Below are 20,867 nucleotides of genomic sequence, written 5' to 3'. Positions count from 1 at the left end.
GCTTCCGGCCCTTATCCCTCGACCTGTTCGGCCAGCATCAGCCAGCGTTCTTCGGCTGCATCCTTTTCCGCACGGGCGTTTTCCAGCCCTTGTGATATATTGGCGAAGCGCTGCGGGTCTATCGCATACAGCTCCGGGTCGGAGAGGATTTCTTCGCCGCGGGCGATGGCACGTTCGAGCTCTTCGATCCGATCGGGCAGGATCTCGTAGTCGCGCTGATCCTTGTAGGATAGCTTCTTGCTGTCCCTCTGCGGTGCGGGTGCGGGTGCGGGGCTATCCGCACTTCGCTGGGTGCCCGATGCTTTCGCCGGTTTGGACATTTTGCGCGTCCGCTTGGCTTCCCAGTCTTCATAGCCACCGGCAACGACATCGACATAGCCGGTGCCATCCAGCCCCAGCGTGATGGTGACGGTGCGATCCAGAAAGTCGCGGTCGTGGCTGACAATCAGCACGGTGCCATCGTAGTCCGCAATCACTTCCTGCAGCAGATCGAGCGTCTCGAGATCGAGGTCGTTGGTCGGCTCGTCCAGCACCAGCAGGTTGGATTTGCGGGCGAATTCGCGGGCCAGCAACAGACGGCTGCGTTCCCCGCCCGATAGAGTGCCGACTTTCGCATCGACGATAGCCGGATCGAACAGGAATTCCTTGAGATAGCCCTGCACGTGTTTGCGGGTGTCGCCCACGTCGATCCAGTCGCCGCCTTCGGCCAGCACCTGCCGCACGGTCCGGTCCGGCTCCATCAGGCTGCGTTGCTGATCGATCATCACGCCGGCAAGCTTGGGGGAAATTTCCACCGTGCCGCTGTCGGGCGCGATTTCGCCGGTCAGCAGCTTGAGCAGCGTAGTCTTGCCAGCGCCGTTGGACCCGACCACGCCGATCCGGTCCCCGCGCTGAATCCGCAGCGAGAAATCGCGGATCACTTTGCGATCGCCGTATGTCTTGCTGATCTTGTCGGCCACGATCACCGACTTGCTTTTGAATTCGGTTTCGTTGGCCAGTTGCAGTTTGGCAGTGCCCTGCGGGTTGATCATCGCTGCACGGGCAGCGCGCATCTGCCACAGTTTTTCCAGCCGCCCCTGATTGCGCTTGCGCCGCGCGGTCACCCCGCGTTCGAGCCAGTGCGCCTCTATCTTGAGCCGGGCGTCCATCCGTTCGGCAGCGCGCGCCTCTTCGGCATAGACCTGTTCTTCCCACGCCTCGTACCCGCCGAAGCCGACATCCTTGCGTCGCATCGATCCGCGGTCGAGCCACAGAGTCGCGGTGGTCAGGCGTTTCAGAAAAGTACGGTCGTGGCTGATGACCATGAATGCGCCCTTGTACCGGCTCAGCCAGTCTTCCAGCCAGTCGATCGCGGCCAGGTCGAGGTGGTTGGTTGGCTCGTCCATCAGCAGAACGTCTGGCTCCTGTGCCAGCGCGCGGGCGATGGCGGCGCGCCGCCGTTCGCCTCCGCTGGCCCCAGCCGAAGCGGTCGTCATATCGATGCCAAGTTGCCCGGCAATCGCTTCCACTTCGTATTGTGCGGGCGGATGTTCGCCGCGCAGCGCGAAATCCATCAGCGTGTCGCAGCCGGTAAAGTCCGGTTCCTGCTCCAGCATCACCACGCGGGTGCCGGGTTTGACCTTGCGAATGCCGCGGTCGGCTTCGATCCGGTTGTCGATCAGGCGGAACAGCGTGGTCTTGCCTGCGCCATTGCGGCCGATCAGCGCCAGCCGGTCGCGCGGGCCGATGTGCAGATCGATCCCATCGGTGCCGGGGCCACCGAACAGCCAGCGGCCGCCCTGTTGCAGCCCGAGCCCTTCCCAGCTCAAAATCGGAGGTAATGCCATATGCTGCGCGCACTAGCGGTGCGAAGGGTGCGGAACAAGCCGGTTCACTGGCGCGTAATCCCCAATGTGCAGGAGAGAGAGGGAAAAGGAGAATTATCGATGAATCGCATGTTGCTTCCCGCCGCAATGGCATTGGGTGCCGCCGCCGTTGCTTCGCAGGCCAGCGCTGCCGATGTGCAAGTGCAGGCACAAGGGCCGGTGGTCGACCTGTCCGTCACCAAATCCGTTCAGTCAAAGCCCGACATCGTGCAGATCGGCGCTGGTGTGAACAGCAACGCGCCGACCGCTGTCGCCGCGATGCAGGCGAATGCCACGGCGATGGATGCAGTCGTCAAACGGATCAAGTCGCTGGGCATCGATGCCAAAGATATCCAGACGGCGGGCATCGGACTGAATGCCGATTACGATTACGATCAGGTCAAACGTCAGCAGGTGTTCAAAGGCTATCGCGCGTCGAACCGCGTCAATGTGACGTTGCGCGATGTGAAGCGCGCCGGGCCGGTGCTCGATGCGCTGGTCGCAGCCGGGGCCAACGATATCAGCGGACCGGATTTTTCGATTGAAGACGATGCCGCTGCCAAGGCGCAGGCGCGCAAGGCGGCTTTCGCTGAATTACAGAAGCAGGCGCAGGAATATGCCCAGTGGGCCGGCTATTCCGGTGTTCGGTTGCTGCAGGTGGGCGAGGCGGTAATGAACAATCGCCCGATGCCGATGATGAAAGAGATGGCGGTTGCTCAGGATGCATCGGGATCTCCGACACCGGTCGAGCCCGGCCTTGTCGGCACATCGGTAACGGTATCGGCCAGCTTTGAGATGACACGATAACAGGGCAATCGGGTGCAGGCAGGCCTTGGCTCGCCTGTACCCGCATCGCTTCGATGCCTGAACCATCGGGCAGGCTGACATTCACACCTTGTTCAATGGCTCTGTGGCAGGCAGTTAGGCACCATGAAACCGATCGTATCTGCCTGTCTCTCCGCAGTCGCCTTGCTTGCTCTTGTCGCAACGGGGGCGCCTGCCATTGCCCAGCGAACCGATCAGGGAGCCGCGCGCAAGGAAATGCGGGCCGGCAATATCATGCGGTCGCGCGATATAGAGGCGCGCATTCTGCCGCAGATGCGCGGATACGAATATCTGGGTTTCTCCTACGATTCGACGGCGCTGGCCTATCGCCTGAAGTTCATCAGGGATGGCCACGTGGTGTTCGTCGATGTCGATGCGCGCACGGGGCGTGTGCTGAACCGCTCGCGGTGAACAGGATAGCGGACAGTGGGAAACCCCATCGAGTTGACGCGTTGACGCCGATAGCCCACATCCGTGGCATGATTTTACCGGGGACAAGCCAGATATGCGTATCCTGATCGTCGAGGACGAACCGACACTCGGCCAGCAGCTTAAATCGACCCTTGAACAAAACGGCTATGCCGTGGACCTTTCGACCGACGGGGAAGATGGCCACTTTCTCGGTTCGACGGAGGATTACGACGCGGTCGTGCTCGATCTGGGCCTGCCGGAGATCGACGGGCTGACCGTGCTGGGCATGTGGCGCAAGGAAGGGCGCGATTTCCCCGTGCTGGTGCTGACCGCGCGCGATTCATGGTCGGATAAGGTCGCCGGGCTCGATGCCGGGGCCGACGATTATCTGGCCAAGCCATTCCAGACCGAAGAACTGATCGCCCGCCTGCGCGCACTGATCCGCCGGGCGAGTGGCAATACCAGTTCGGAACTGACCGCCGGGCAGGTGCGGCTCGATACCCGTTCGGGCCGGGTCACTCTGGCGGGCGAGCCGGTCAAGCTGACCGCGCAGGAATACAAGTTGCTCAGCTACCTCATGCATCACAAGGGCAAGGTGGTCAGCCGCACCGAATTGATCGAACATATCTACGATCAGGATTTCGACCGCGATTCGAATACGATCGAGGTTTTCGTTACCCGCATCCGCAAGAAACTGGGTGCAGATGTCATCACGACGATCCGTGGACTCGGCTACAGCCTCGACGATCCCGCAGACCAGCCGCGCGCCTGACGCTCCGCCAACGGCGGACAGCGTAACGGGAGACGCGGCGGTCGGCGCACCGGCGGCCACTGGCGTGTACAAACGCCACACCGGCAGTCTGGCGACCCGGATGATGCTGATCGCGGCAGGGTGGATCACCATCCTGCTGCTGGGCGGTGGCTTCGCGCTCGATCGCACGCTGACCGACATGGTCGAAAAGAACTTCGACGATCAGCTCAATTATATGCTGACCGCGATGATTGCATCGACCGAGATCGACAATCTGGGCGAAGTCTATTTCAGCCGCCCGCTCGGCGATCAGCGGTTTATGGAACCCAACAGCGGGCTGTACTGGCAGATCAGCGGTAAGGGGCACGAGGCCTATCCCAGCCGCAGCCTGTGGGATCGCACGCTGAAGGTCGATACCAGCTATACCGACACCAACATTCACATCTACAATTCCGACCAGTTCGAAGGCGAACCGCTGCGGATTGCCGAACGCTCTGTCGTGTTGCCGGGCAGCAAGACGAAGTGGTGGTTCGCTGTCGCCGCCAGCCGCGGTGAGGTGGACGCGCAACTGGCCAAGATCCGCTCTATCCTGATCTGGAGTTTCGTAATCCTCGGCCTCGGCCTGATTATGATGGCGGCTATGCAGATCTGGTACGGGCTCAATCCGCTGCGGCGGGTGCGACTGGCGATCCAGCATATGCGAACCACCGGCACCAACCGCGTGACCGATCCGCTGCCGCTGGAGGTTCAGCCGCTGGTGGATGAGCTGAACGCTTTGCTCGCCCATTCGGAAAAGCAGGCGGAAGAGGCGCGCACCCATGCGGGCAATCTGGCGCATGCGCTGAAAACGCCGCTCACTGTCATCAACAATGCCGCCACGGCCAAGGCGCCCGATCTGGCCGATACCGTGATCCGCGAATCCGGCACGATGCGCCGCCATGTCGATCACCACCTTGCCCGCGCCCGCGCAGTGGGGCGGCGCGCGGTGGGCCACGCGCATACCCCGGTGCACGAAAGCGCGGCAGCGGTGCAGCGCGCGGTGGAGCGGCTATATCCCGATGTCCGCTTCGATCTGGCGGGCAACCGCGCGGCGACAGTGGCGATCGAGCGGCAGGATCTGGACGAACTGCTCGGCAATCTGGTGGAAAATGCCGCGAAATACGGCGGTGGCAGTGTGTTCGTGACAGTCGATGCAGAGCCAGCCGACAAGAAGCTGTGCACCATCTGGGTGGAAGACGACGGCGCCGGCATTCCCGAAGCCGACCGCTCGCGCATATTCGGTCGAGGCGCGCGGCTCGACACCGATAAACCGGGCACCGGGCTGGGCCTCGCCATCGTGCGCGACGTAGTGGCGATTTACGGCGGCAAAGTCACACTGGGCGAAAGCGCCGATCTGGGCGGCCTGCTGGTGCAGCTTGCTCTGCCACGTGCGTCGTGAAGGGGTGAGGATGGTTCAGTCCCCGGTTGCGGGGATCGGCTTCTGAAAACCGTTTCTGCATATCGGGCGGGTATCGCCTGAATAGCGCGAGGCGGCGCAGGACGCGGCCCAATGGCTGGCAGCAAGGCAATGCGTCGCTTGCGCGTTCAGCGGCCCGGAGTCCGCTCATCCAGCGATCCGACACTTAGGCCAACATTCGAAAGTACCGTCAGGATGGTGGCAGATGCCTGCCATCAGGTCCATTTGCACAGAGGATATTCAACTGCGACCGGATCGACGGGAACGGCCGGTGCAACTGCAGCGGTGATTTGGGGCCCGATCCTAAATCAGAGAGAGGCCGCTTTACATACCCCGGCGATTCATCTGGAAATGGAAATCGCCATCGCGTTTTTATATGGGCGTGTTTGCGCGGCTCAACGCGTATATGGGAAACTTTCTGTTGGCGCGGTCGCACGGAATGTCTGGTGAAAGCGCGCCGATATCTGTGCGCCTGTCGCAACTGGGAGAATGGCATGCGGTCGATTTGGGCGGCCTTGATTATGGTGATGGGTCTGGCGGTGGTTTCGGGGCCCGCTGACGCGCAGCCGACGAAAAGTGACAAAGCGCTGAGGACTGTGCAGCCTCTCTCTCCGTGCACGAAGGACGCGAATGTCGACAGTTGCTGGCGAGCTGGCGTCAGGGCGGAAGAACGTGGAAATGCTGAGGCCGCTCTTGCTGCATATGACGCGTCTTGCGCCGCGGGCTTTCAGGTGGGCGGCTGCTATGAAGCGGGCAAAATCTATTTTCTGAATGCGAAGCTGCGCGATTACGGCAAATCGAAGCAGAAGATGGAGCGGGTGTGTGAATCGACAGATGTCGGCATCGCCCCATATGCCTGTAAATATCTCGGCATCATCTATCAGAAGGGCCTGTCGGTGGCGCCCCGGCCCGATCGGGCATTCAGTTATTTCGCGAAAGCATGCTTTCCGCGCGGCGAGCCGTTTATCGATGGGAACGGATGCGAACTGCTTGGCAACAATGTTCCCGATGCGGATGCAGCGGGGGTGCCCGAGGAGGACTGGCGCCCCGAATATATCGCCTATCTCGCCTTTGCGATGGGGTGCAGCGACAACATGCCAGCGCAATGCAATCGGGCGCAGGCGATACACCAGCGGGCGGTGAAGCGGTCGGCAAACTGGCTTGCGCGCTGCGCCGAAGATGCAAAAACGGTGCAGTTTCGGGCAAGGTGCGAAGACATGCCCCGTCTGGCTTCTGTCGAAGAGTATGACGCGCGCCAGTCGTTTCGCCTGAGTGTCGTGCGTATGTTCCGTCTCGCCGCGGACTATGTCGAATAACCAGGAAACTGCTGGGTTGAACGGCGGCTAGTTATTTTTTTGTTGCCAGAGAGGCGGACAGTCGGCCGCCACTGGCCAACCCCATCCATCACCCCTCGCGCGCGCGTTCGTGGTGGCGAATCACTTCGTCGATGATGAAGCGGAGGAATTTCTCGCTGAATTCGGGGTCGAGCTGGGCGTCTTCGGCCAGCGCGCGCAGGCGGGCGATCTGCGCATCTTCCCGCCCCGGATCGGCGGGGGGCAGGGCGTGCTGCGCCTTGTAAGCGCCCACTGCCTGCGTGATCCGAAACCGTTCGGCCAGAATGTGAATCAGCGCGGCATCGAAATTGTCGATCGATTTGCGGTACGCGGCCAGAGTGGCATCGGGCGCCGGGGTGGGCGCGGGCGTTGGTTGTGAAGTTGCATCGGTCATAGTCGCGGCGCACGATAGCGGCGATTCCGCGCTTGCCAAGCGGGCCTGTGCAACGCATGGGGGCGCCATGAGCGCCGAGATCGTTCCGTTACCGCGTCCCGACGCCTCGCTGGCACCGATGCTGGCACTGACCACGCCGGGTATGAATGCGGTCAATTCCGTCATCCTCGAACGGATGCAGAGCAAGATTCCCCTGATCCCCGCGCTGGCCGGGCACCTGATTTCGGGCGGCGGCAAGCGTCTGCGCCCGATGCTGACGCTCGCCGGGGCGGAACTGGTGGGATATCAGGGCAATCGCCATCACAAGCTGGCCGCATCGGTCGAATTCATCCACACCGCCACGCTGCTGCACGACGATGTGGTGGACGGCAGCGACCTGCGCCGGGGCAAGGCGGCGGCCAACATCATCTTTGGCAATCCGGCCACTGTGCTGGTGGGCGATTTCCTGTTCAGCCGCGCGTTCGAACTGATGGTGGAAGACGGCAGCCTGAAAGTGCTGAAAATCCTCTCCGGCGCCAGCGCGATCATTGCCGAGGGCGAGGTCGATCAGCTCACCGCGCAGCGCCAGATCGAAACGAGCGAGGAACGCTATCTGGCGATTATCGGCGCGAAAACTGCCGCGCTGTTCGCCGCCGCCAGCCGCATCGCCGCGGTCGTGGCCGAATGCGACGATGCGAAGGAACAGGCGCTGGATGACTATGGCCGCAATCTGGGCATCGCGTTTCAGCTGGTGGACGATGCCATCGATTACGATTCCGATGCCGCCACGATGGGCAAGGATCGGGGCGACGATTTCCGCGAAGGCAAGATGACCCTGCCGGTGATCCTCGCCTATGCCCGCGGCACCGATGCCGAACGCAAGTTCTGGAAAGCAGCGATCAGCGGGCAACGCGAAGGCGACGACGCGCTGGAAGAGGCGGTGGCCCTGATCGCCCGATACGATGCCGTGGCCGACACCCGCGAACGCGCCCGCCATTTCGCGCAGCGCGCCATCGATGCCCTGTCGATCTTCCCCGAAAACCGCGCCCGCGCCGCAATGGCCGAAGCCGCCCAATTCGCCGTCGCGCGAGGGTATTGAGGGCTTCCCATTTAAGCGAACCGGCAAGCCCGAACCGCTGAAAGCCCCGCTAAACGGCGGGCGGTTACGCCGGATCGCAGGACAAGGCTGGATGGTCTGTCGTGTGTGATGCGCGAGGGTGGGGCGGAAGCGCTCCAAATCAAGCAATGCCGGTATCGTATTGATGTGTGTTGTGCTGGGTGTTCGCGCTGCCGGTAGAATATCCGGCCATAATCAATTGTCACGTGGCGTGTGGTCTGCCCGCAGCGGCGGCATTGCTCGTCCTGTCTATGCGGTCAGCGCGGATAGTGTCGGGGTCATAGCCCTTGTCGCCTGTGATATCGGGCTGCCGCTCAAGATCTGGACAATCCTACTTCTTGCATCACACAATTAAAGATAATATGAAAATGTGTTGGGCGGTTCGCTACTGAAGAAGCCAGATTTGCGCGACATTCGCCTCCTTTTAATTTGACGTTTACAGAAATCGGTTATTTGAATTGGCCAGTTGCGGAAGGGCGGGCTACACCACTTGCATCAACCCCAACCGAGGAAATTCATATGAGCTTACATATCGGAGATATTGCCCCCGACTTCACCGTAGATACGCAGAACGGTGAAATTAACCTTCACAATTGGGCTGGTGACAGTTGGGTGTTTTTCTTCAGCCACCCGGCTGATTTTACCCCCGTATGCACCACTGAAATGGGCCGCACCGCGCAGCTCGCCACTGAATTCGACAAACGCAACGTCAAGCCTCTCGGCCTCTCAACCGACACGGCCGAAGAGCACGTGAAGTGGATCGAGGACGTCAACGACACGCAGAACACCAACCTCGTGTTCCCGATCGTGGCGGACGCCGATCTGAAAATCGCGAAGTTGTACGACATGATTCACCCGGACCAGAGCGAAACGGCTGCTGTTCGGTCGGTCTTCATCATCGATCCGGACAAGAAGATCCGCCTTATGATGACCTATCCGATGAGTGTTGGCCGCAACTTCGACGAAATCCTGCGGGCGATCGATGCCTTGCAATTCAGTGACAAGCATGGGGTCGCAACTCCGGCGGACTGGCGCGAAGGCAAGGATGCCATCATTCCGCCGTCGGTCTCCGACGAGGATGCAAAATCCCGCTTCCCGCAAGGCTTCACCACGCTTCGCCCATACCTGCGGATGGTCAAGATCGACTAGCTTGCGTGCCTCGTCAAATATCCAACCTTAAAAAGGGCATCACCCCCTTGCGACCAGCAAAGGGGTGATGTCCAAAATATTGGACATTATCCCCTTGCCATACGTAACCGGATATGGCATAAAATGGGCATGACGAAGCCCCAAACTATCTCCCAATTCTTCAAATGTTTTCCTGATGATGAGACGTGCCTGAACCATCTTTTTGAGGTTCGGTTTGGGCAGGGCTTCGAATGCCCTTCCTGCGAACGTTCTTCGAACTGGTATCGCATTAAAGCGGAGCGCGCTTATTCGTGCCAATGGTGTGGCCACCATCTTCACCCGACCGTTGGCACCCCGTTCGAAAAGACCCGCACCCCGCTGCAATCGTGGTTCTATGCGATCTTCCTATTCACCACGACGCGCAATGGCGTGGCTGCGAAGGAATTGCAGCGCCAGCTAGGCGTCACTTACAAGACCGCATGGCGCATGGCTGACCTTATCCGCAAGCACATGGCCGATGTTGACGGAGAGACACCGATTGGCGGTGAAGGCAAAGAGGTCGAAATCGATGAAACTCTAATCGGGGGCGTTGCCCGCACCGGCAAGCAGGGCCGCAACCTTTCGAACAAGACTGTCGTTCTCGGCATGGTAGAGCGCGGGGGCGATGTCGTGACCACCGTAGTTCCCGATGTGAAGCGCGCTACGCTGGTCCCTGCTATCAAGGCACACGTGGCCGAAGGCTCCACGGTTAATACGGACCACCTCCACAGCTACGCAAAGCTAGGAGAGGAAGGTTATCGCCACGACCGGGTAAATCACAATGTTGGCAGCTATATCAGCGACACTGGCGCTCACGTCCAAACCATCGAAGGTTTCTGGTCGCAACTAAAGCGGTCGATCAATGGCACTCACATTCATGTGAGCGGCAAGCACCTTTGGAAATATGCCAAGGAAGCCGAGTATCGCTTCAATCGTCGCAATCGTCCGGAGGCGATGCTGCCGGAGCTTCTTTCGACTTTCCGGCCATTGAGCGCAGAGTAGCTTTAAAAGCCTCTCGGTCGCCGGTTTCGCCCCCATGTTCGGCTATGAACTGGTCGAGTTTGCCCTGCTCTATGGCCTCACGCAAATTCACGTCGAGACTCTGCATCGTGCTGGGGAACATTTAGGCGGATTGCCATTGCCTGCGTAGAGACTTCGAACTTGCCTGACAGCACATCAATGTCTGTGATGCCCGATTTGATTAGCTCATTAAGCTGATCACGCGGCATCAAAATGTCGGCTGCTAACCTATTGGCTTGCGCCTCCACAGTATTGGAGAGGCCAGACCTATAGAGCGCATCATCAGTGATCCCGTTGCCAATAAGCTGGGGATGCAAAACTGCGTGAGCGATCTCATGAGCGATGGTGAAACGACGCCGCACATACGGATGCGCCGCATTTACAAAAATGTCGAAACCGCCTTCGTTCTCATCGTTCTTCCTGATCATTCCAGAAAGATCGTTTGGCCAATTTGGCACCTTGAACACCCGCAAACCAAGGTCGCGAGCCAGGTCTACTGTTTGGATAGGCAACTTCTTTTGGTGCTCTCGAATGATAGCGAGAGCATCACTTAGGCTTTTCATCGCTATCTCCTAGTTGCTCCTCTGCCCCTTCCGTTGACACCTGAGCGGGGTCGAATTGCCTACCCCGAGGCGGCTTATTGAAGGGCCAGACCTTTCCTAAGATATAGGACAATTTGTCCTGTTTGTCATCTTTTTGTTCTGGCTGCGGCTGTTTTGCATAATAGACTTGCGCCGCCTCCCTAGCAGCCTCCCCTGCCACCCGCTCTGCGGTGTCCAGCACCTCGCGCCTAATCATCCAAAAGCCCATGAAAGCGAACAAAGCGAATAGAAGCCCTCCCATGCTCAGCAGGAAAGTGACCTGATCTAACCGCCCAATCATTTCAGCGGCGGCGATGCTGTCGAAGCCCTTGCGATCAGCCAAGCACATGAATTGGCTGTTTTCGATGGCTTTCAAATTTCGTCCATAGGCCCACAGCAGGTAAACAAACCCGCCGATGAAAAGGCCATTGATCGCTAGACTGACCGACGCGAATGCGGTCCACCACCCCTTTGTCATGGTCGTAAACTAGCGGCGCTACATTGAGAGTCAATTACCTATGCGAAGGGGATAATGTCCAAAATATTTGACATCGCCCCATCTCCGCGCCATTGATGTAAAAAATATCTTACATCGATCAGGAGATTCGCGATGTCGTCGTCTATGTCGTTCAGGGAAAAGTCTGCGTGGGCCATGATGGCGGTTATGCTGTTGTCGGGGCTGTATTATTTTAATGCGGTCGCGGCCGATCCGGGGGCGCCGGTTACGGTGGCGCTGGTGCCTTATGTGTTGCTGGTGGTGGTCGCATCGGTGCTGGTGCAGGTGATGCTGGCCATCGCCACTCCGCGGGAGGCGAATTCGGGTGCGGATGAGCGGGAGCGGCTGGTGGCCGATCGGGCGGGGCGCTGGTCGGGCACTGTGCTGGCCGTGGGCGTGGTGCTGGCGGGCGGGGCTTACCTGTTGATACCTAACGGCAATATGTTGTTCCACCATGCCATGTTCGCGCTGATCGCGGCGCAGCTTGCCGATTACGCGGCGCAGGTTTACCTGCTGCGCCGCATGGTCTGATATGTCGAAACGCCCTCCGATCACCAACCGCGTGCGCCAGTTGCGCGAAGAACACGGCGGGCTGAGCCAGGCCGCGCTGGGCGATATCGTGGGCGTCACGCGCCAGACGATTATCGCTATCGAACAGGGCCGCTATTCGCCCAGCCTCGAAACCAGTTTCCGCATCGCGCGCCATTTCGGCGTGGGGCTGGAAGACGTGTTCGGCTGGGAAGGGGACTGATCGCGATGGCCGCTGCGCGCCTGCCGATCCATGATGTGTTGCCCGATCTGCTGGCGGCCCTGCGCGGGCACAGCGGGGCGGTGCTGATCGCGCCGCCGGGGGCGGGCAAAACCACGGCGGTCGCACCGGCTTTGCTGGGCGAGGACTGGTGCAGCGGGCAGATTATCCTGACCAGCCCGCGCCGGGTGGCCGCGCGGGCGGCAGCGGAACGGATGGCCGAATTGCTGGGCGAACAGGCGGGCGAAACCGTCGGCTATCTCACCCGGCTGGACAGCAGGACATCGGCCCGCACCCGCGTGCTGGTGGTGACAGAGGCGATCCTCGTCAACCGGCTGGTGGAAGACCCGGAACTGAGCGGGGTGTCCGCTGTGCTGTTCGACGAAGCGCACGAACGGCATCTGGATGGCGATCTGGGGCTGGCGCTGGCGCTGGAAAGTCAGGCGGTGCTGCGCGAAGACCTGCGGGTGCTGGTGATGTCCGCCACTATCGACGGGGCGCGGTTTGCCGGGTTGCTCGGCCCCGATGCCCCGGTGATCGAAAGTGCGGGCAAGGCCCATCCCTTGCGGATCGAATGGCTCGGCTCGCGCCCCGATGTGCGGGTCGACGATGCGATGGCCGATGCGGTAGTGGCGGCATGGCGCGCCGAAACCGGCGATGTGCTCGCCTTCCTGCCCGGTGTGGGGGAAATAGAGCGGGTGCGCGAACGGCTCGATACCCGCTTGCCCGATGCGCTGATCCTACCGCTGCACGGGCAAGTGCATCCGGCGCAGCAGCGCGCGGCGATCCGGCGCGATCCCGATGGGCGGCGGCGGATCGTGCTGGCGACGGCGATTGCCGAAACCTCGCTGACGCTGGATGGGGTTTCGGTGGTGGTCGATTCCGGCCTCTCCCGCCGTGCCGAATTCGACCGTGCGGCGGGGACGACACACCTAGTTACGCACCGCGCCAGTCAGGCCGCCGCAGCGCAGCGCGCAGGCCGCGCCGCGCGGCAGGGGCCGGGCGTCGCTTACCGTTTGTGGGAAGAGGCGGCCCATGCCGGCAGGCCCGCGTTCGATCCGCCAGAGATGCTCACTGCCGATCTGGCACCGCTGGTGCTGGCGCTGGCCAAATGGGGCACCGCCGATCCCGCATCGCTCCCCTGGCTCGATCCGCCGCCCGATGCATCGCTGGCCGCGGCGCGGGGGGCGCTGATGGGGCTGGGCGCGATTGACGACGGCGGGCGGCTGACGGCGTTCGGGCAGCAGCTATCGGCAATGCCAATGGCCCCGGTGGAAGCGGCGATGGTGCTGCTGGGCGCGCGGGACGGGTGTGGCGGCGATGCGGCGAAGATCGCTCTGTTGTTGCAGGAACGCGGGCTGGGCGGGCGCGGGGAAGATCTGCTGGCTCGTTTGTCGCGCTGGAACGCGGATCGCGGTGCTCGGGCCGCCGCCTCGCGCAAGCTGGCGCAAGGCTGGGCGCGCAAGGCGGCGGGGATTGTTGGCGTAGGCGGCGGTGGAGTGGATCGGCGCGACGGAGCAGCGGACAATCCCGGCATCTATCTGGCGCTGGCGCGGCCCGACTTCGTTGCCCGGCGGCGCGGCGCATCGGGCGAACACTGGCTGTCGGCGGGCGGGCGCGGTTTCGTGCTCGATCCGGCCAGCCCGCTGGCGCGCGCCGAATGGCTCGCCATCGGTGACGCGCAGGGGCAGGCGAAAGGCGCGCGGATCACCGCTGCCATCGCGCTCGACACGGCGGAGGTGGAGGGCGCGCTGGCGGATCGGATCGCGCGCCGCTCCGTGCTCAACTGGAATGCGGGGGAGGGGCGGGTGGAGGCGCGGTTGGAACGGCGGCTGGGCGCGATCGTGCTCGCCAGCGGGCCAGACCCGCAACCCGATCCGGCGGCAGTTGTCGATATGCTTGTGGAAAAGGCGGTGGAAGACCTGTCGGCAATCGTCCCGCCCGCACTGCGCGCCCGTGCCCGCTATGCCGGGGTGGAGGCGCTGAGCGATGCCACCTTGCGCGAAACAGCGCCGCTGTGGCTGGCTCCGCTGCTCGACGGGCGGCGCGATCTCGATCTGGCGAAAGGGCGGGTGGCCGATGCTCTGCTCGGCCTGCTCGACTGGGATGCGCGCCAGCGGCTCGACCGGGTGGCCCCGCGCGAATTCACTTCGCCCGCCGGCACCAGCCATGCCATCGACTACACCGGCGACGACGCCCCGGCGGTGGAAGTGCGGGTGCAGGCGTTGTTCGGGCTGGAGGCACATCCGATGGTTGGCGACACGCCGCTGCTGCTCAAACTGACCAGCCCGGCGGGGCGCCCGATTCAGGCCACCCGCGACCTGCCCGGATTCTGGCGTGGAAGCTGGGCCGATGTCGCGAAAGATATGAAGGGCCGCTATCCCAAACATCGCTGGCCCGATCAGCCGTGGACCGAAAAACCCAGCCTCAAAACCAAAAATGCATTCAATCGGCAGTGAATCCGGCGTTTTGCGCGCGCTCAGTGTAAAATCGATGCGGCTGTGTGTGTTTTCGTGGTGAATCTCTTTTCCAGAGCGAAAAGGTGGCCTAAGGATTGTCTATGTCTGCAAGCATCTACCAACGCCCGAAGAACGCCATGCAATCTGGCAAGGCATTGACCGATCAATGGATTCTCGAATTCGAGCAATCCGAAGCGCGCAAGGCCGATCCGCTGATGGGCTGGACCGGCAGCGGCGATACACAGGCACAAGTGCAATTGCGCTTCGCCAGCAAGGAAGAGGCGGTGGCCTATGCCGAAAAATACGGCATCGCCGCCCGCGTCCATGCGACCCCGAATAAGACCCTGAAAATTCAGGCTTATGCTGATAACTTTAAGTAACCTCGTCGTTACATAAAGTAACCAGGGGCGTTTTTGGCGGTTTGGCGCGTTATCGCCTTTTCACCTGTTTTTGCGCGCTACGAATGGCTTGAAAACCGCGCCCAACCCCGCCATATGCCGGGCCGGGAGTCGGGTGGACGTTCGCGTTTGCTCACCGGGTCAGGTCCGGAAGGAAGCAGCCCAGGTAGATTGCAGCGGGTCGCTCGGCTCCTTATTTCCTCAATTGTTTCAGGTGGTTGTGGCCGCGCTCATGCGGCTGCGCGCGGCGTTGCGCGATCCGGTTGCCGGGGCCAGCCCGCTCGCGGCGCCGAGGCCCCACGCGGGCATGTTGTTGTATATTGATTCGTAGCATCCCTTTGAAACTACGTAGGTTTCGTGGAAAATTCCGACTGTTCCATCAGACCCGACCGCCTTGTTGAACGCGGTCCATGCGGGCCAGTGTTTGCGATCGCGGTCGCGGGCATAGCTCTCCAAGCTATTGAAATCGCGCCAGTATTGTACCAGCAATACGGTGCGAAATCCCTGCCGCATCGTCTCCGCCCCCAGAAATCCACTGTCGGGATCGGCGGCCAGCTCCGCCACCATCGGCCCCATAGACCGCGCGACAGGGAGCCATTTGTTCAATGCAAACAATCTGTTGATCCGCATTCCGATGATGAACACCGTCACCGCGTCGCTATGGCTGGCGGTCAGGCGTTCCGCATTGATTTTCATAACCTTTTCTCCCCCTCGATTGCTCGCTTTGTGGCCCGCAACACCATAACACACAAATGCATCGCACATGCATGACAAGCGGTGCCCGAACGCCTACCTAGTCGAACATGGGTGATTCACCGGACGATACCGAAGGCCTCCCGTGGCAGACCGACGAAGAGGCGGCGAATCCGTCTGCCACTGAGCTGGAGGCGGCAGGGCAGAACGCTCTATTTGGCGATGCTCCTGTGCAACCTCCTGAAAAGGCGGCTTCTTCCGCGCCTTCTACATCGTCTCCGGCTGGCGATACCGCACCCGCTCCGTCGCCCGCACTATCGCCGCCTGAGGCATCGCAGCCCTATCGCGTGCTGGCGCGGAAGTATCGGCCTCAAACTTTCAGTGAGTTAATCGGTCAGGAACCGATGGTCCGCACGCTGGCCAATGCGATCAAACGCGACCGGCTGGCGCATGCGTTTCTGATGACCGGGGTGCGCGGGGTGGGCAAGACCTCCACTGCGCGCCTGATTGCCAAGGCATTGAATTGTATAGGCCCCGATGGCAACGGCGGGCCGACTATCGATCCGTGCGGCGTATGCGAACCGTGCCAGGCAATTGCCGAAGGGCGCCATATCGACGTGATCGAAATGGATGCCGCCAGCAACACCGGGGTCGACGATGTCCGCGAGATTATCGAGGCCGTGCGCTATGCGGCGGTGTCGGCGCGCTACAAGATCTACATCATCGACGAAGTGCATATGCTGTCGCGTAACGCCTTCAATGCGTTGCTGAAAACGCTTGAGGAACCACCGCCGCATGTGAAGTTTCTGTTTGCGACGACCGAAGTCGAGAAGCTGCCGGTCACTGTCCTCAGCCGTACCCAGCGGTTCGACCTGCGGCGCATTCCGGCAGAGCTGTTGCAGGATCACTTTGCCAGCGTGTGCCGTCAGGAAGGGGTGGAGGCGGAGCCAGAGGCGCTGCACATGATCGCTTCCGCCGCCGAAGGATCGGTCCGGGATGGGTTGTCGATCCTCGATCAGGCAATTGCCCACGCCGATCTCGATACCGATGGTAAAGTCACCGCGGAGCGGGTGCGTAACATGCTCGGTCTCGCCGACAAGGGCGCGCAGCGACGCTTGTTCGCATGCATGTTGGAAGGCGACGCCAAAGGTCTGATGGCGGCGCTGGCCGATCAATATGCGCTGGGAGTTGAGCCACTTGCGCTGATGCGCGGGCTGATGGACCTGACCAACCGCATCACTGTGGAGCAGGTCGGCGGCAGCGGGGCCGATGCCCCGACGGCGGAAGAGCGCGCAGCGATTGAGGACTGGGCAGGGCGGCTGGCTGCGGGCCAGCTCCACCGCCTGTGGCAATTGCTGCTCAAGGGATACGAAGAGGTGCGTTCCGCGCCCGATCCGCTGGTCGCGGCGCAAATGGCGCTGCTTCGCACGCTTCATGCGGGCGAGATGCCCGATCCGGGTTCGCTCGTAAAGAAGCTGGAAGAGCTGGCCGCAAACGGCATAAGTGCCTCTGCTCCTGCGGTTTCTGCTGGGGACGCGGGAGCAACCGCGCCGGTTGCCCAATACGATTGGGCGCAGTTGGTCGATCAGATCGAAGCCCGCCACTTACATCTCGGTACGCGTGTACGGATGCAGGTGCGCCCGGTTGCGATCGGGCACGGCAAGCTGATTTATACGCAATCTGCTGGATTTACGGACGATCTCTCGAGCGAACTGCGACAGGCACTGTTCGATGTGACCGGCAGCCGTTGGGAAGTTGAGCGTGTTGAAGGCGAAGCGGCTGCTGGCGCGCAGCCGACGCTGGTCGAGCGTGACGAGGCAGCCCGTGCCGCCGCCGCCGAACGCTTGCGCGCGCACCCGCTGGTTCAGGCCACTCTGGCCGCATTTCCCGATGCCGAGATGCTCGAAGATGACGAGCACGGCACACGAAACTGGAGCAAATCCGCATGAAATCGATGGAAGAAATGATCCAGGCCGCACAGAAGGCGGCTGAGACGATACAGCAGCAAATGGGCGATGCTCAGGCAAAACTCGATGCAATCGAAGTGGAAGGTTCCGCCGGTGGCGGGCTGGTGAAAATCCGCTGTTCGGCCAAAGGGCGCATCATGGGTGTCTCGATCGACGACAGCTTGATGAAGCTGGAAGAAAAAGGGATGCTGGAAGATCTCGTGACAGCTGCATTCAACGATGCGCGCGGTAAAGCGGATCGTGTGGCTAACGATGAAATGCAGAAAATTCAGTCGGGTATGGGCCTGCCGCCCGGTTTCAACCTGCCGGGCATGGGCTGACTCCCTTTCGCCCCGCTCGCGCCTCCTGCCTTCCCGACGGTGGTTCGGGAGGCAGGGGCGGGAGTGTTCTCAATGACAATGCGCGCGATGGCCCTGCCGGTTGCGCCGATGATTCCGCTCAGCGCGCTGATCTGTGAAACCAGCGCGGCCGCGAGAGCGCCCTCCATAACATCAGGTCAACAGCGCCACTTCCACAGCTAAGGCTTGTTACGCCATTGCGAGCGGCCGGTGGTGCACCCATATCCTGCAAAACCGATGTGTTCCGACCCGAATCCACATCGCAAATGGATTGTTTTTATGACTCATTCTTTCCCGCTCCTTCCTCTTCGCGATATTGTTGTCTTCCCCGGACAAGTGGTTTCGCTGTTCGTTGGCCGCGATAAATCGGTGGCTGCACTGGAAGCGGCGATGGAGGGCGACAAGGATATCGTTCTTGTCGCGCAGCTCGAACCTGGTTGCGACGATCCCGTTCAGGACGATCTGTACGATGTCGGCGTGGTGGCGCAGGTGCTGCAACTTCTTAAAATGCCCGACGGCACTGTGCGCGTGCTTGTCGAAGGCGGCGCGCGCGCGGAATTGGTGTCTATACGCCGCGAAGGCGGGTATTATCTGGCGGACGTAGCCATTACAGAGCCGGAAACTGCGGCGGGCAGCGAAGTCGTGGCCATGATGCGACAGGTCGTCGAACAATTCGGCGAATATGCCAAACTGAACAAGAAGATTGGCGAAGGTGCCGGTGCGGAACTGGCGGAGATTGACGACGCCGGGGAACTGGCGGACACAATTGCTGCTGCGGTCGGCGCCAAAGTATCGGACAAACAAGCTGTTTTGACCGAACGCGATCCGCTCAAACGGCTCGGAATGGTGATGTCCTTCATGGAAGGCGAACTGTCTGTCCTTCAGGTGGAGCGCAAAATTCGCGGTCGTGTGAAGCGGCAAATGGAAAAGACTCAGCGCGAATATTACCTCAACGAACAGCTGAAGGCGATTCAGAGCGAGCTGGGTGGCGGCGACGGTGAAGATGGCGATGAAATTGCTGAGCTGACCGAGAAGATCGCTAAAACCAAGTTGAGCAAGGAAGCCCGCGCGAAAGCAGACAGCGAGCTGAAAAAGCTCAAGACCATGCAGCCAATGAGCGCGGAAGCGACCGTAATCCGCAACTATCTCGATGTGTTGCTCGGTCTGCCGTGGGGTAAGAAGAGCCGGATCAACAAGGATATTGGCAAGGCGCAGGCCGTGCTCGATGCCGATCACTATGCCTTGGAAAAGGTGAAAGACCGGATCATCGAATACCTCGCGGTTCAGGCGCGCACCAATAAGCTGAAGGGGCCGATCCTGTGCCTCGTCGGCCCGCCGGGTGTCGGGAAGACTTCGCTCGGCAAATCGATTGCCAAGGCAACCGGGCGCGAATTTGTCCGTCAGTCGCTGGGCGGTGTGCGCGACGAAGCCGAAATCCGCGGCCACAGGCGCACCTACATCGGCTCGCTGCCGGGCAAGATCGTGTCCAATCTCAAGAAGGCAGGGGCCAGCAATCCCCTGTTCCTGCTCGACGAAATCGACAAACTAGGGCAGGATTTCCGCGGTGATCCGGCGTCGGCGCTGCTCGAAGTGCTTGACCCGGAACAGAACAGCAAGTTCCAGGATCACTATCTGGAACTCGATCTCGACCTGTCGGATATCATGTTCGTGACGACAGCCAATAGCCTCAATCTGCCGCAGCCGCTGCTCGATCGGATGGAGATTATCCGTCTTGAAGGCTACACTGAAGATGAAAAGGTGGAAATTGCCACCCGTCATCTGCTGCCCAAACAGATCGACGCGCACGGCCTGAAAGAGGGTGAGTTCGCTGTAACGGAAGCCGCGATGCGCGATCTGATCCGTTACTACACTCGCGAGGCGGGCGTGCGTACACTGGAACGCGAAATTGCGCGACTGGCCCGTAAAAGTCTCCGCAAAATTATTGAGAAAAAAGCGGAAAGCGTCATCGTTACGCCTGACAACCTTGGTGAATTTGCCGGGGTTCGTAAGTTCAAACACGGTATGAGCGAAGAAGAGGCGCAGGTCGGGGCAGTCACCGGTCTGGCGTGGACCGAAGTGGGCGGCGAACTGCTGACCATCGAAAGCGTTACCACGCCGGGCAAGGGTGAGATCAAAACCACCGGCAAACTGGGCGAAGTGATGAACGAGAGCGTTGCCGCTGCGTTCAGCTTCGTGAAGGCGCGCGCGCCTGCCTATGGCATTAAGCCGTCGATATTCCAGCGTCGCAATATCCACATCCACTTGCCCGAAGGCGCTGTCCCCAAAGACGGGCCGAGCGCGGGCGTCGGCATGGTCACCTCAATCGTTTCGACGCTGAGCGGAGTTGCGGTGCGGCCAGATGTAGCGATGACTGGGGAGGTCACATTGCGTGGCCGGGTGCTGGCAATCGGTGGGCTGAAGGAAAAGCTGCTTGCGGCGCTTCGTGGCGGAATCAAAACTGTGTTGATCCCCGAGGAGAATGTGAAAGATCTGGTGGAAATTCCGCAGACCATCACAGACGGGCTGGAGATCATTCCGGTTTCCCATGTCGATCGGGTGCTGGAGCTGGCATTGGTTTCTCCACTCGAATCGATCGACTGGAGTGAGGCGGATGATCTTGCCAGCCAGCCAGTGCCATCATCCGGAGAAGTTGCGCGACCGCATTGAGCGCTCTCCGAGGAGCGCAGCATGTGCTCCCGGCGATCCGTGGGAGGGACAGAGGTTGCTCCATTCCTGTATCGTCTGAATGGGCGTAAAGTGAGACGAACAATAGATCAAAGGCCCATTTGTCTTTGACTCACGGACAAAAAATCTCTCAACTTCGCGGCTTCGCGTGAGCGATTCCTTTGCTGTCGATATTGCGACGGTACTGCGACAGGAAATTCATTG

At 60.9% G+C, this 20,867-nt stretch carries 20 protein-coding genes and 1 other RNA gene; 16 read left to right on the top strand and 5 right to left on the bottom strand.

What is annotated here, in order from left to right:
* Positions 1–11: 11 nt before the first annotated feature.
* Positions 12–1,826, bottom strand: coding sequence for an ABC-F family ATP-binding cassette domain-containing protein (locus CV013_RS06975; RefSeq protein ID WP_102154501.1), 1,815 nt, complete (start codon positions 1,824–1,826; stop codon positions 12–14).
* Positions 1,827–1,925: 99 nt separating this feature from the next.
* Between CV013_RS06975 and CV013_RS06970 the strand changes: the two genes are divergently transcribed.
* The 5 genes from CV013_RS06970 to CV013_RS06945 all read left to right on the top strand — a co-directional run bounded on the left by CV013_RS06970 (position 1,926) and on the right by CV013_RS06945 (position 6,603).
* Positions 1,926–2,651 (top strand): SIMPL domain-containing protein, encoded by a 726-nt coding sequence (locus CV013_RS06970; protein WP_102154500.1) that lies wholly within the window; start codon positions 1,926–1,928, stop codon positions 2,649–2,651.
* A 123-nt stretch (positions 2,652–2,774) separates the two neighbouring features.
* Positions 2,775–3,080, top strand: coding sequence for a PepSY domain-containing protein (locus CV013_RS06965; protein WP_102154499.1), 306 nt, complete (start codon positions 2,775–2,777; stop codon positions 3,078–3,080).
* A 94-nt stretch (positions 3,081–3,174) separates the two neighbouring features.
* Positions 3,175–3,852, top strand: coding sequence for a response regulator transcription factor (locus tag CV013_RS06960; RefSeq protein WP_102154498.1), 678 nt, complete (start codon positions 3,175–3,177; stop codon positions 3,850–3,852).
* Positions 3,785–5,269: a sensor histidine kinase gene (locus CV013_RS06955; RefSeq protein WP_102154497.1), complete on the top strand. Its 1,485-nt coding sequence runs from the start codon at positions 3,785–3,787 to the stop codon at positions 5,267–5,269. Before CV013_RS06960 ends, CV013_RS06955 begins: the two co-directional genes overlap by 68 nt.
* Positions 5,270–5,781: 512 nt before the next feature.
* Positions 5,782–6,603, top strand: a complete 822-nt coding sequence (locus CV013_RS06945; RefSeq protein ID WP_123639925.1) for an SEL1-like repeat protein — start codon at positions 5,782–5,784, stop codon at positions 6,601–6,603.
* Between the two features lie 88 nt (positions 6,604–6,691).
* On the opposite strand, the gene CV013_RS06940 is transcribed toward CV013_RS06945, so the two are convergent.
* The gene (locus CV013_RS06940; RefSeq protein ID WP_102154494.1) at positions 6,692–7,015 is read right to left on the bottom strand and encodes a chorismate mutase; all 324 of its coding nucleotides are present in this window, start codon (positions 7,013–7,015) and stop codon (positions 6,692–6,694) included.
* Positions 7,016–7,082: 67 nt separating this feature from the next.
* Here CV013_RS06940 and CV013_RS06935 point away from each other — a divergent pair, with 67 nt between their 5' ends.
* The 3 genes from CV013_RS06935 to CV013_RS06925 all read left to right on the top strand — a co-directional run bounded on the left by CV013_RS06935 (position 7,083) and on the right by CV013_RS06925 (position 10,280).
* A complete protein-coding gene (locus CV013_RS06935) occupies positions 7,083–8,093 on the top strand; it encodes a polyprenyl synthetase family protein (RefSeq protein ID WP_102154493.1) in 1,011 nt (336 codons plus the stop codon).
* A 537-nt stretch (positions 8,094–8,630) separates the two neighbouring features.
* The gene (locus CV013_RS06930; RefSeq protein ID WP_102154492.1) at positions 8,631–9,260 is read left to right on the top strand and encodes a peroxiredoxin; all 630 of its coding nucleotides are present in this window, start codon (positions 8,631–8,633) and stop codon (positions 9,258–9,260) included.
* Positions 9,261–9,389: 129 nt separating this feature from the next.
* A complete protein-coding gene (locus CV013_RS06925; RefSeq protein WP_102154588.1) occupies positions 9,390–10,280 on the top strand; it encodes an IS1595 family transposase in 891 nt (296 codons plus the stop codon).
* A gap of 77 nt (positions 10,281–10,357) precedes the next feature.
* Here CV013_RS06925 and CV013_RS06920 read toward each other — a convergent pair whose 3' ends face one another.
* Together CV013_RS06920 and CV013_RS06915 are read right to left on the bottom strand one after the other, a co-directional pair.
* Entirely contained in the window at positions 10,358–10,861 is a 504-nt protein-coding gene (locus CV013_RS06920) for an ImmA/IrrE family metallo-endopeptidase (RefSeq protein WP_102154491.1), read from the bottom strand.
* The gene (locus CV013_RS06915; RefSeq protein WP_102154490.1) at positions 10,845–11,357 is read right to left on the bottom strand and encodes a hypothetical protein; all 513 of its coding nucleotides are present in this window, start codon (positions 11,355–11,357) and stop codon (positions 10,845–10,847) included. Before CV013_RS06915 ends, CV013_RS06920 begins: the two co-directional genes overlap by 17 nt.
* 132 nt (positions 11,358–11,489) lie before the next feature.
* On the opposite strand from CV013_RS06915, the gene CV013_RS06910 reads away from it, so the two are divergent.
* The 5 genes from CV013_RS06910 to ffs all read left to right on the top strand — a co-directional run bounded on the left by CV013_RS06910 (position 11,490) and on the right by ffs (position 15,179).
* A complete protein-coding gene (locus CV013_RS06910; protein WP_223805259.1) occupies positions 11,490–11,906 on the top strand; it encodes a hypothetical protein in 417 nt (138 codons plus the stop codon).
* 1 nt (position 11,907) lies between these two features.
* Complete coding sequence (locus CV013_RS06905) at positions 11,908–12,126, top strand: helix-turn-helix transcriptional regulator (RefSeq protein ID WP_102154488.1); 219 nt, start codon at positions 11,908–11,910, stop codon at positions 12,124–12,126.
* 5 nt (positions 12,127–12,131) lie between these two features.
* A complete protein-coding gene (hrpB, locus tag CV013_RS06900) occupies positions 12,132–14,582 on the top strand; it encodes an ATP-dependent helicase HrpB (protein WP_102154487.1) in 2,451 nt (816 codons plus the stop codon).
* 101 nt (positions 14,583–14,683) lie between these two features.
* Positions 14,684–14,962, top strand: a complete 279-nt coding sequence (locus CV013_RS06895) for an ETC complex I subunit (protein WP_102154486.1) — start codon at positions 14,684–14,686, stop codon at positions 14,960–14,962.
* 122 nt (positions 14,963–15,084) lie between these two features.
* Positions 15,085–15,179: signal recognition particle sRNA small type (gene ffs / locus CV013_RS06890), an RNA gene on the top strand.
* Between the two features lie 11 nt (positions 15,180–15,190).
* Here ffs and CV013_RS06885 read toward each other — a convergent pair.
* Positions 15,191–15,676: a DUF4188 domain-containing protein gene (locus CV013_RS06885; protein WP_102154485.1), complete on the bottom strand. Its 486-nt coding sequence runs from the start codon at positions 15,674–15,676 to the stop codon at positions 15,191–15,193.
* Between the two features lie 107 nt (positions 15,677–15,783).
* On the opposite strand from CV013_RS06885, the gene CV013_RS06880 reads away from it, so the two are divergent.
* The 3 genes from CV013_RS06880 to lon all read left to right on the top strand — a co-directional run bounded on the left by CV013_RS06880 (position 15,784) and on the right by lon (position 20,645).
* Positions 15,784–17,622 carry a DNA polymerase III subunit gamma/tau gene (locus CV013_RS06880; protein ID WP_102154484.1) on the top strand — a complete coding sequence of 613 codons (1,839 nt, stop codon included), beginning with the start codon at positions 15,784–15,786 and terminating at the stop codon, positions 17,620–17,622.
* Entirely contained in the window at positions 17,619–17,960 is a 342-nt protein-coding gene (locus tag CV013_RS06875; RefSeq protein WP_102154483.1) for a YbaB/EbfC family nucleoid-associated protein, read from the top strand. The genes CV013_RS06880 and CV013_RS06875 overlap by 4 nt, the downstream gene beginning before the upstream one ends.
* 297 nt (positions 17,961–18,257) lie before the next feature.
* Positions 18,258–20,645 carry an endopeptidase La gene (gene lon, locus CV013_RS06870; protein ID WP_102154587.1) on the top strand — a complete coding sequence of 796 codons (2,388 nt, stop codon included), beginning with the start codon at positions 18,258–18,260 and terminating at the stop codon, positions 20,643–20,645.
* Positions 20,646–20,867 lie beyond the last annotated feature (222 nt).

The organism is Tsuneonella flava, assembly GCF_002870965.1.
In the GTDB taxonomy this organism is placed as follows: Bacteria; Pseudomonadota; Alphaproteobacteria; order Sphingomonadales; family Sphingomonadaceae; genus Tsuneonella; species Tsuneonella flava.
Note: the sequence above shows the minus strand (reverse complement) of the source record. Positions and strands in the feature narration are given on the sequence as shown.

Bases quoted from the DNA above. Each gene is read 5' to 3' on its own strand.
- CV013_RS06915 (WP_102154490.1), bottom strand. From the start codon at position 11,357: ATGACAAAGGGGTGGTGGACCGCATTCGCGTCGGTCAGTCTAGCGATC.
- CV013_RS06930 (WP_102154492.1), top strand. From the start codon at position 8,631: ATGAGCTTACATATCGGAGATATTGCCCCCGACTTCACCGTAGATACG.
- CV013_RS06965 (WP_102154499.1), top strand. From the start codon at position 2,775: ATGAAACCGATCGTATCTGCCTGTCTCTCCGCAGTCGCCTTGCTTGCT.
- CV013_RS06885 (WP_102154485.1), bottom strand. From the start codon at position 15,676: ATGAAAATCAATGCGGAACGCCTGACCGCCAGCCATAGCGACGCGGTG.
- CV013_RS06945 (WP_123639925.1), top strand. From the start codon at position 5,782: ATGCGGTCGATTTGGGCGGCCTTGATTATGGTGATGGGTCTGGCGGTG.
- CV013_RS06910 (WP_223805259.1), top strand. From the start codon at position 11,490: ATGTCGTCGTCTATGTCGTTCAGGGAAAAGTCTGCGTGGGCCATGATG.
- CV013_RS06975 (WP_102154501.1), bottom strand. From the start codon at position 1,826: ATGGCATTACCTCCGATTTTGAGCTGGGAAGGGCTCGGGCTGCAACAG.
- CV013_RS06875 (WP_102154483.1), top strand. From the start codon at position 17,619: ATGAAATCGATGGAAGAAATGATCCAGGCCGCACAGAAGGCGGCTGAG.
- CV013_RS06880 (WP_102154484.1), top strand. From the start codon at position 15,784: ATGGGTGATTCACCGGACGATACCGAAGGCCTCCCGTGGCAGACCGAC.
- hrpB (WP_102154487.1), top strand. From the start codon at position 12,132: ATGGCCGCTGCGCGCCTGCCGATCCATGATGTGTTGCCCGATCTGCTG.
- CV013_RS06955 (WP_102154497.1), top strand. From the start codon at position 3,785: ATGTCATCACGACGATCCGTGGACTCGGCTACAGCCTCGACGATCCCG.
- CV013_RS06960 (WP_102154498.1), top strand. From the start codon at position 3,175: ATGCGTATCCTGATCGTCGAGGACGAACCGACACTCGGCCAGCAGCTT.
- CV013_RS06920 (WP_102154491.1), bottom strand. From the start codon at position 10,861: ATGAAAAGCCTAAGTGATGCTCTCGCTATCATTCGAGAGCACCAAAAG.
- CV013_RS06895 (WP_102154486.1), top strand. From the start codon at position 14,684: ATGTCTGCAAGCATCTACCAACGCCCGAAGAACGCCATGCAATCTGGC.
- lon (WP_102154587.1), top strand. From the start codon at position 18,258: ATGACTCATTCTTTCCCGCTCCTTCCTCTTCGCGATATTGTTGTCTTC.
- CV013_RS06925 (WP_102154588.1), top strand. From the start codon at position 9,390: ATGACGAAGCCCCAAACTATCTCCCAATTCTTCAAATGTTTTCCTGAT.
- CV013_RS06970 (WP_102154500.1), top strand. From the start codon at position 1,926: ATGAATCGCATGTTGCTTCCCGCCGCAATGGCATTGGGTGCCGCCGCC.
- CV013_RS06940 (WP_102154494.1), bottom strand. From the start codon at position 7,015: ATGACCGATGCAACTTCACAACCAACGCCCGCGCCCACCCCGGCGCCC.
- CV013_RS06935 (WP_102154493.1), top strand. From the start codon at position 7,083: ATGAGCGCCGAGATCGTTCCGTTACCGCGTCCCGACGCCTCGCTGGCA.
- CV013_RS06905 (WP_102154488.1), top strand. From the start codon at position 11,908: ATGTCGAAACGCCCTCCGATCACCAACCGCGTGCGCCAGTTGCGCGAA.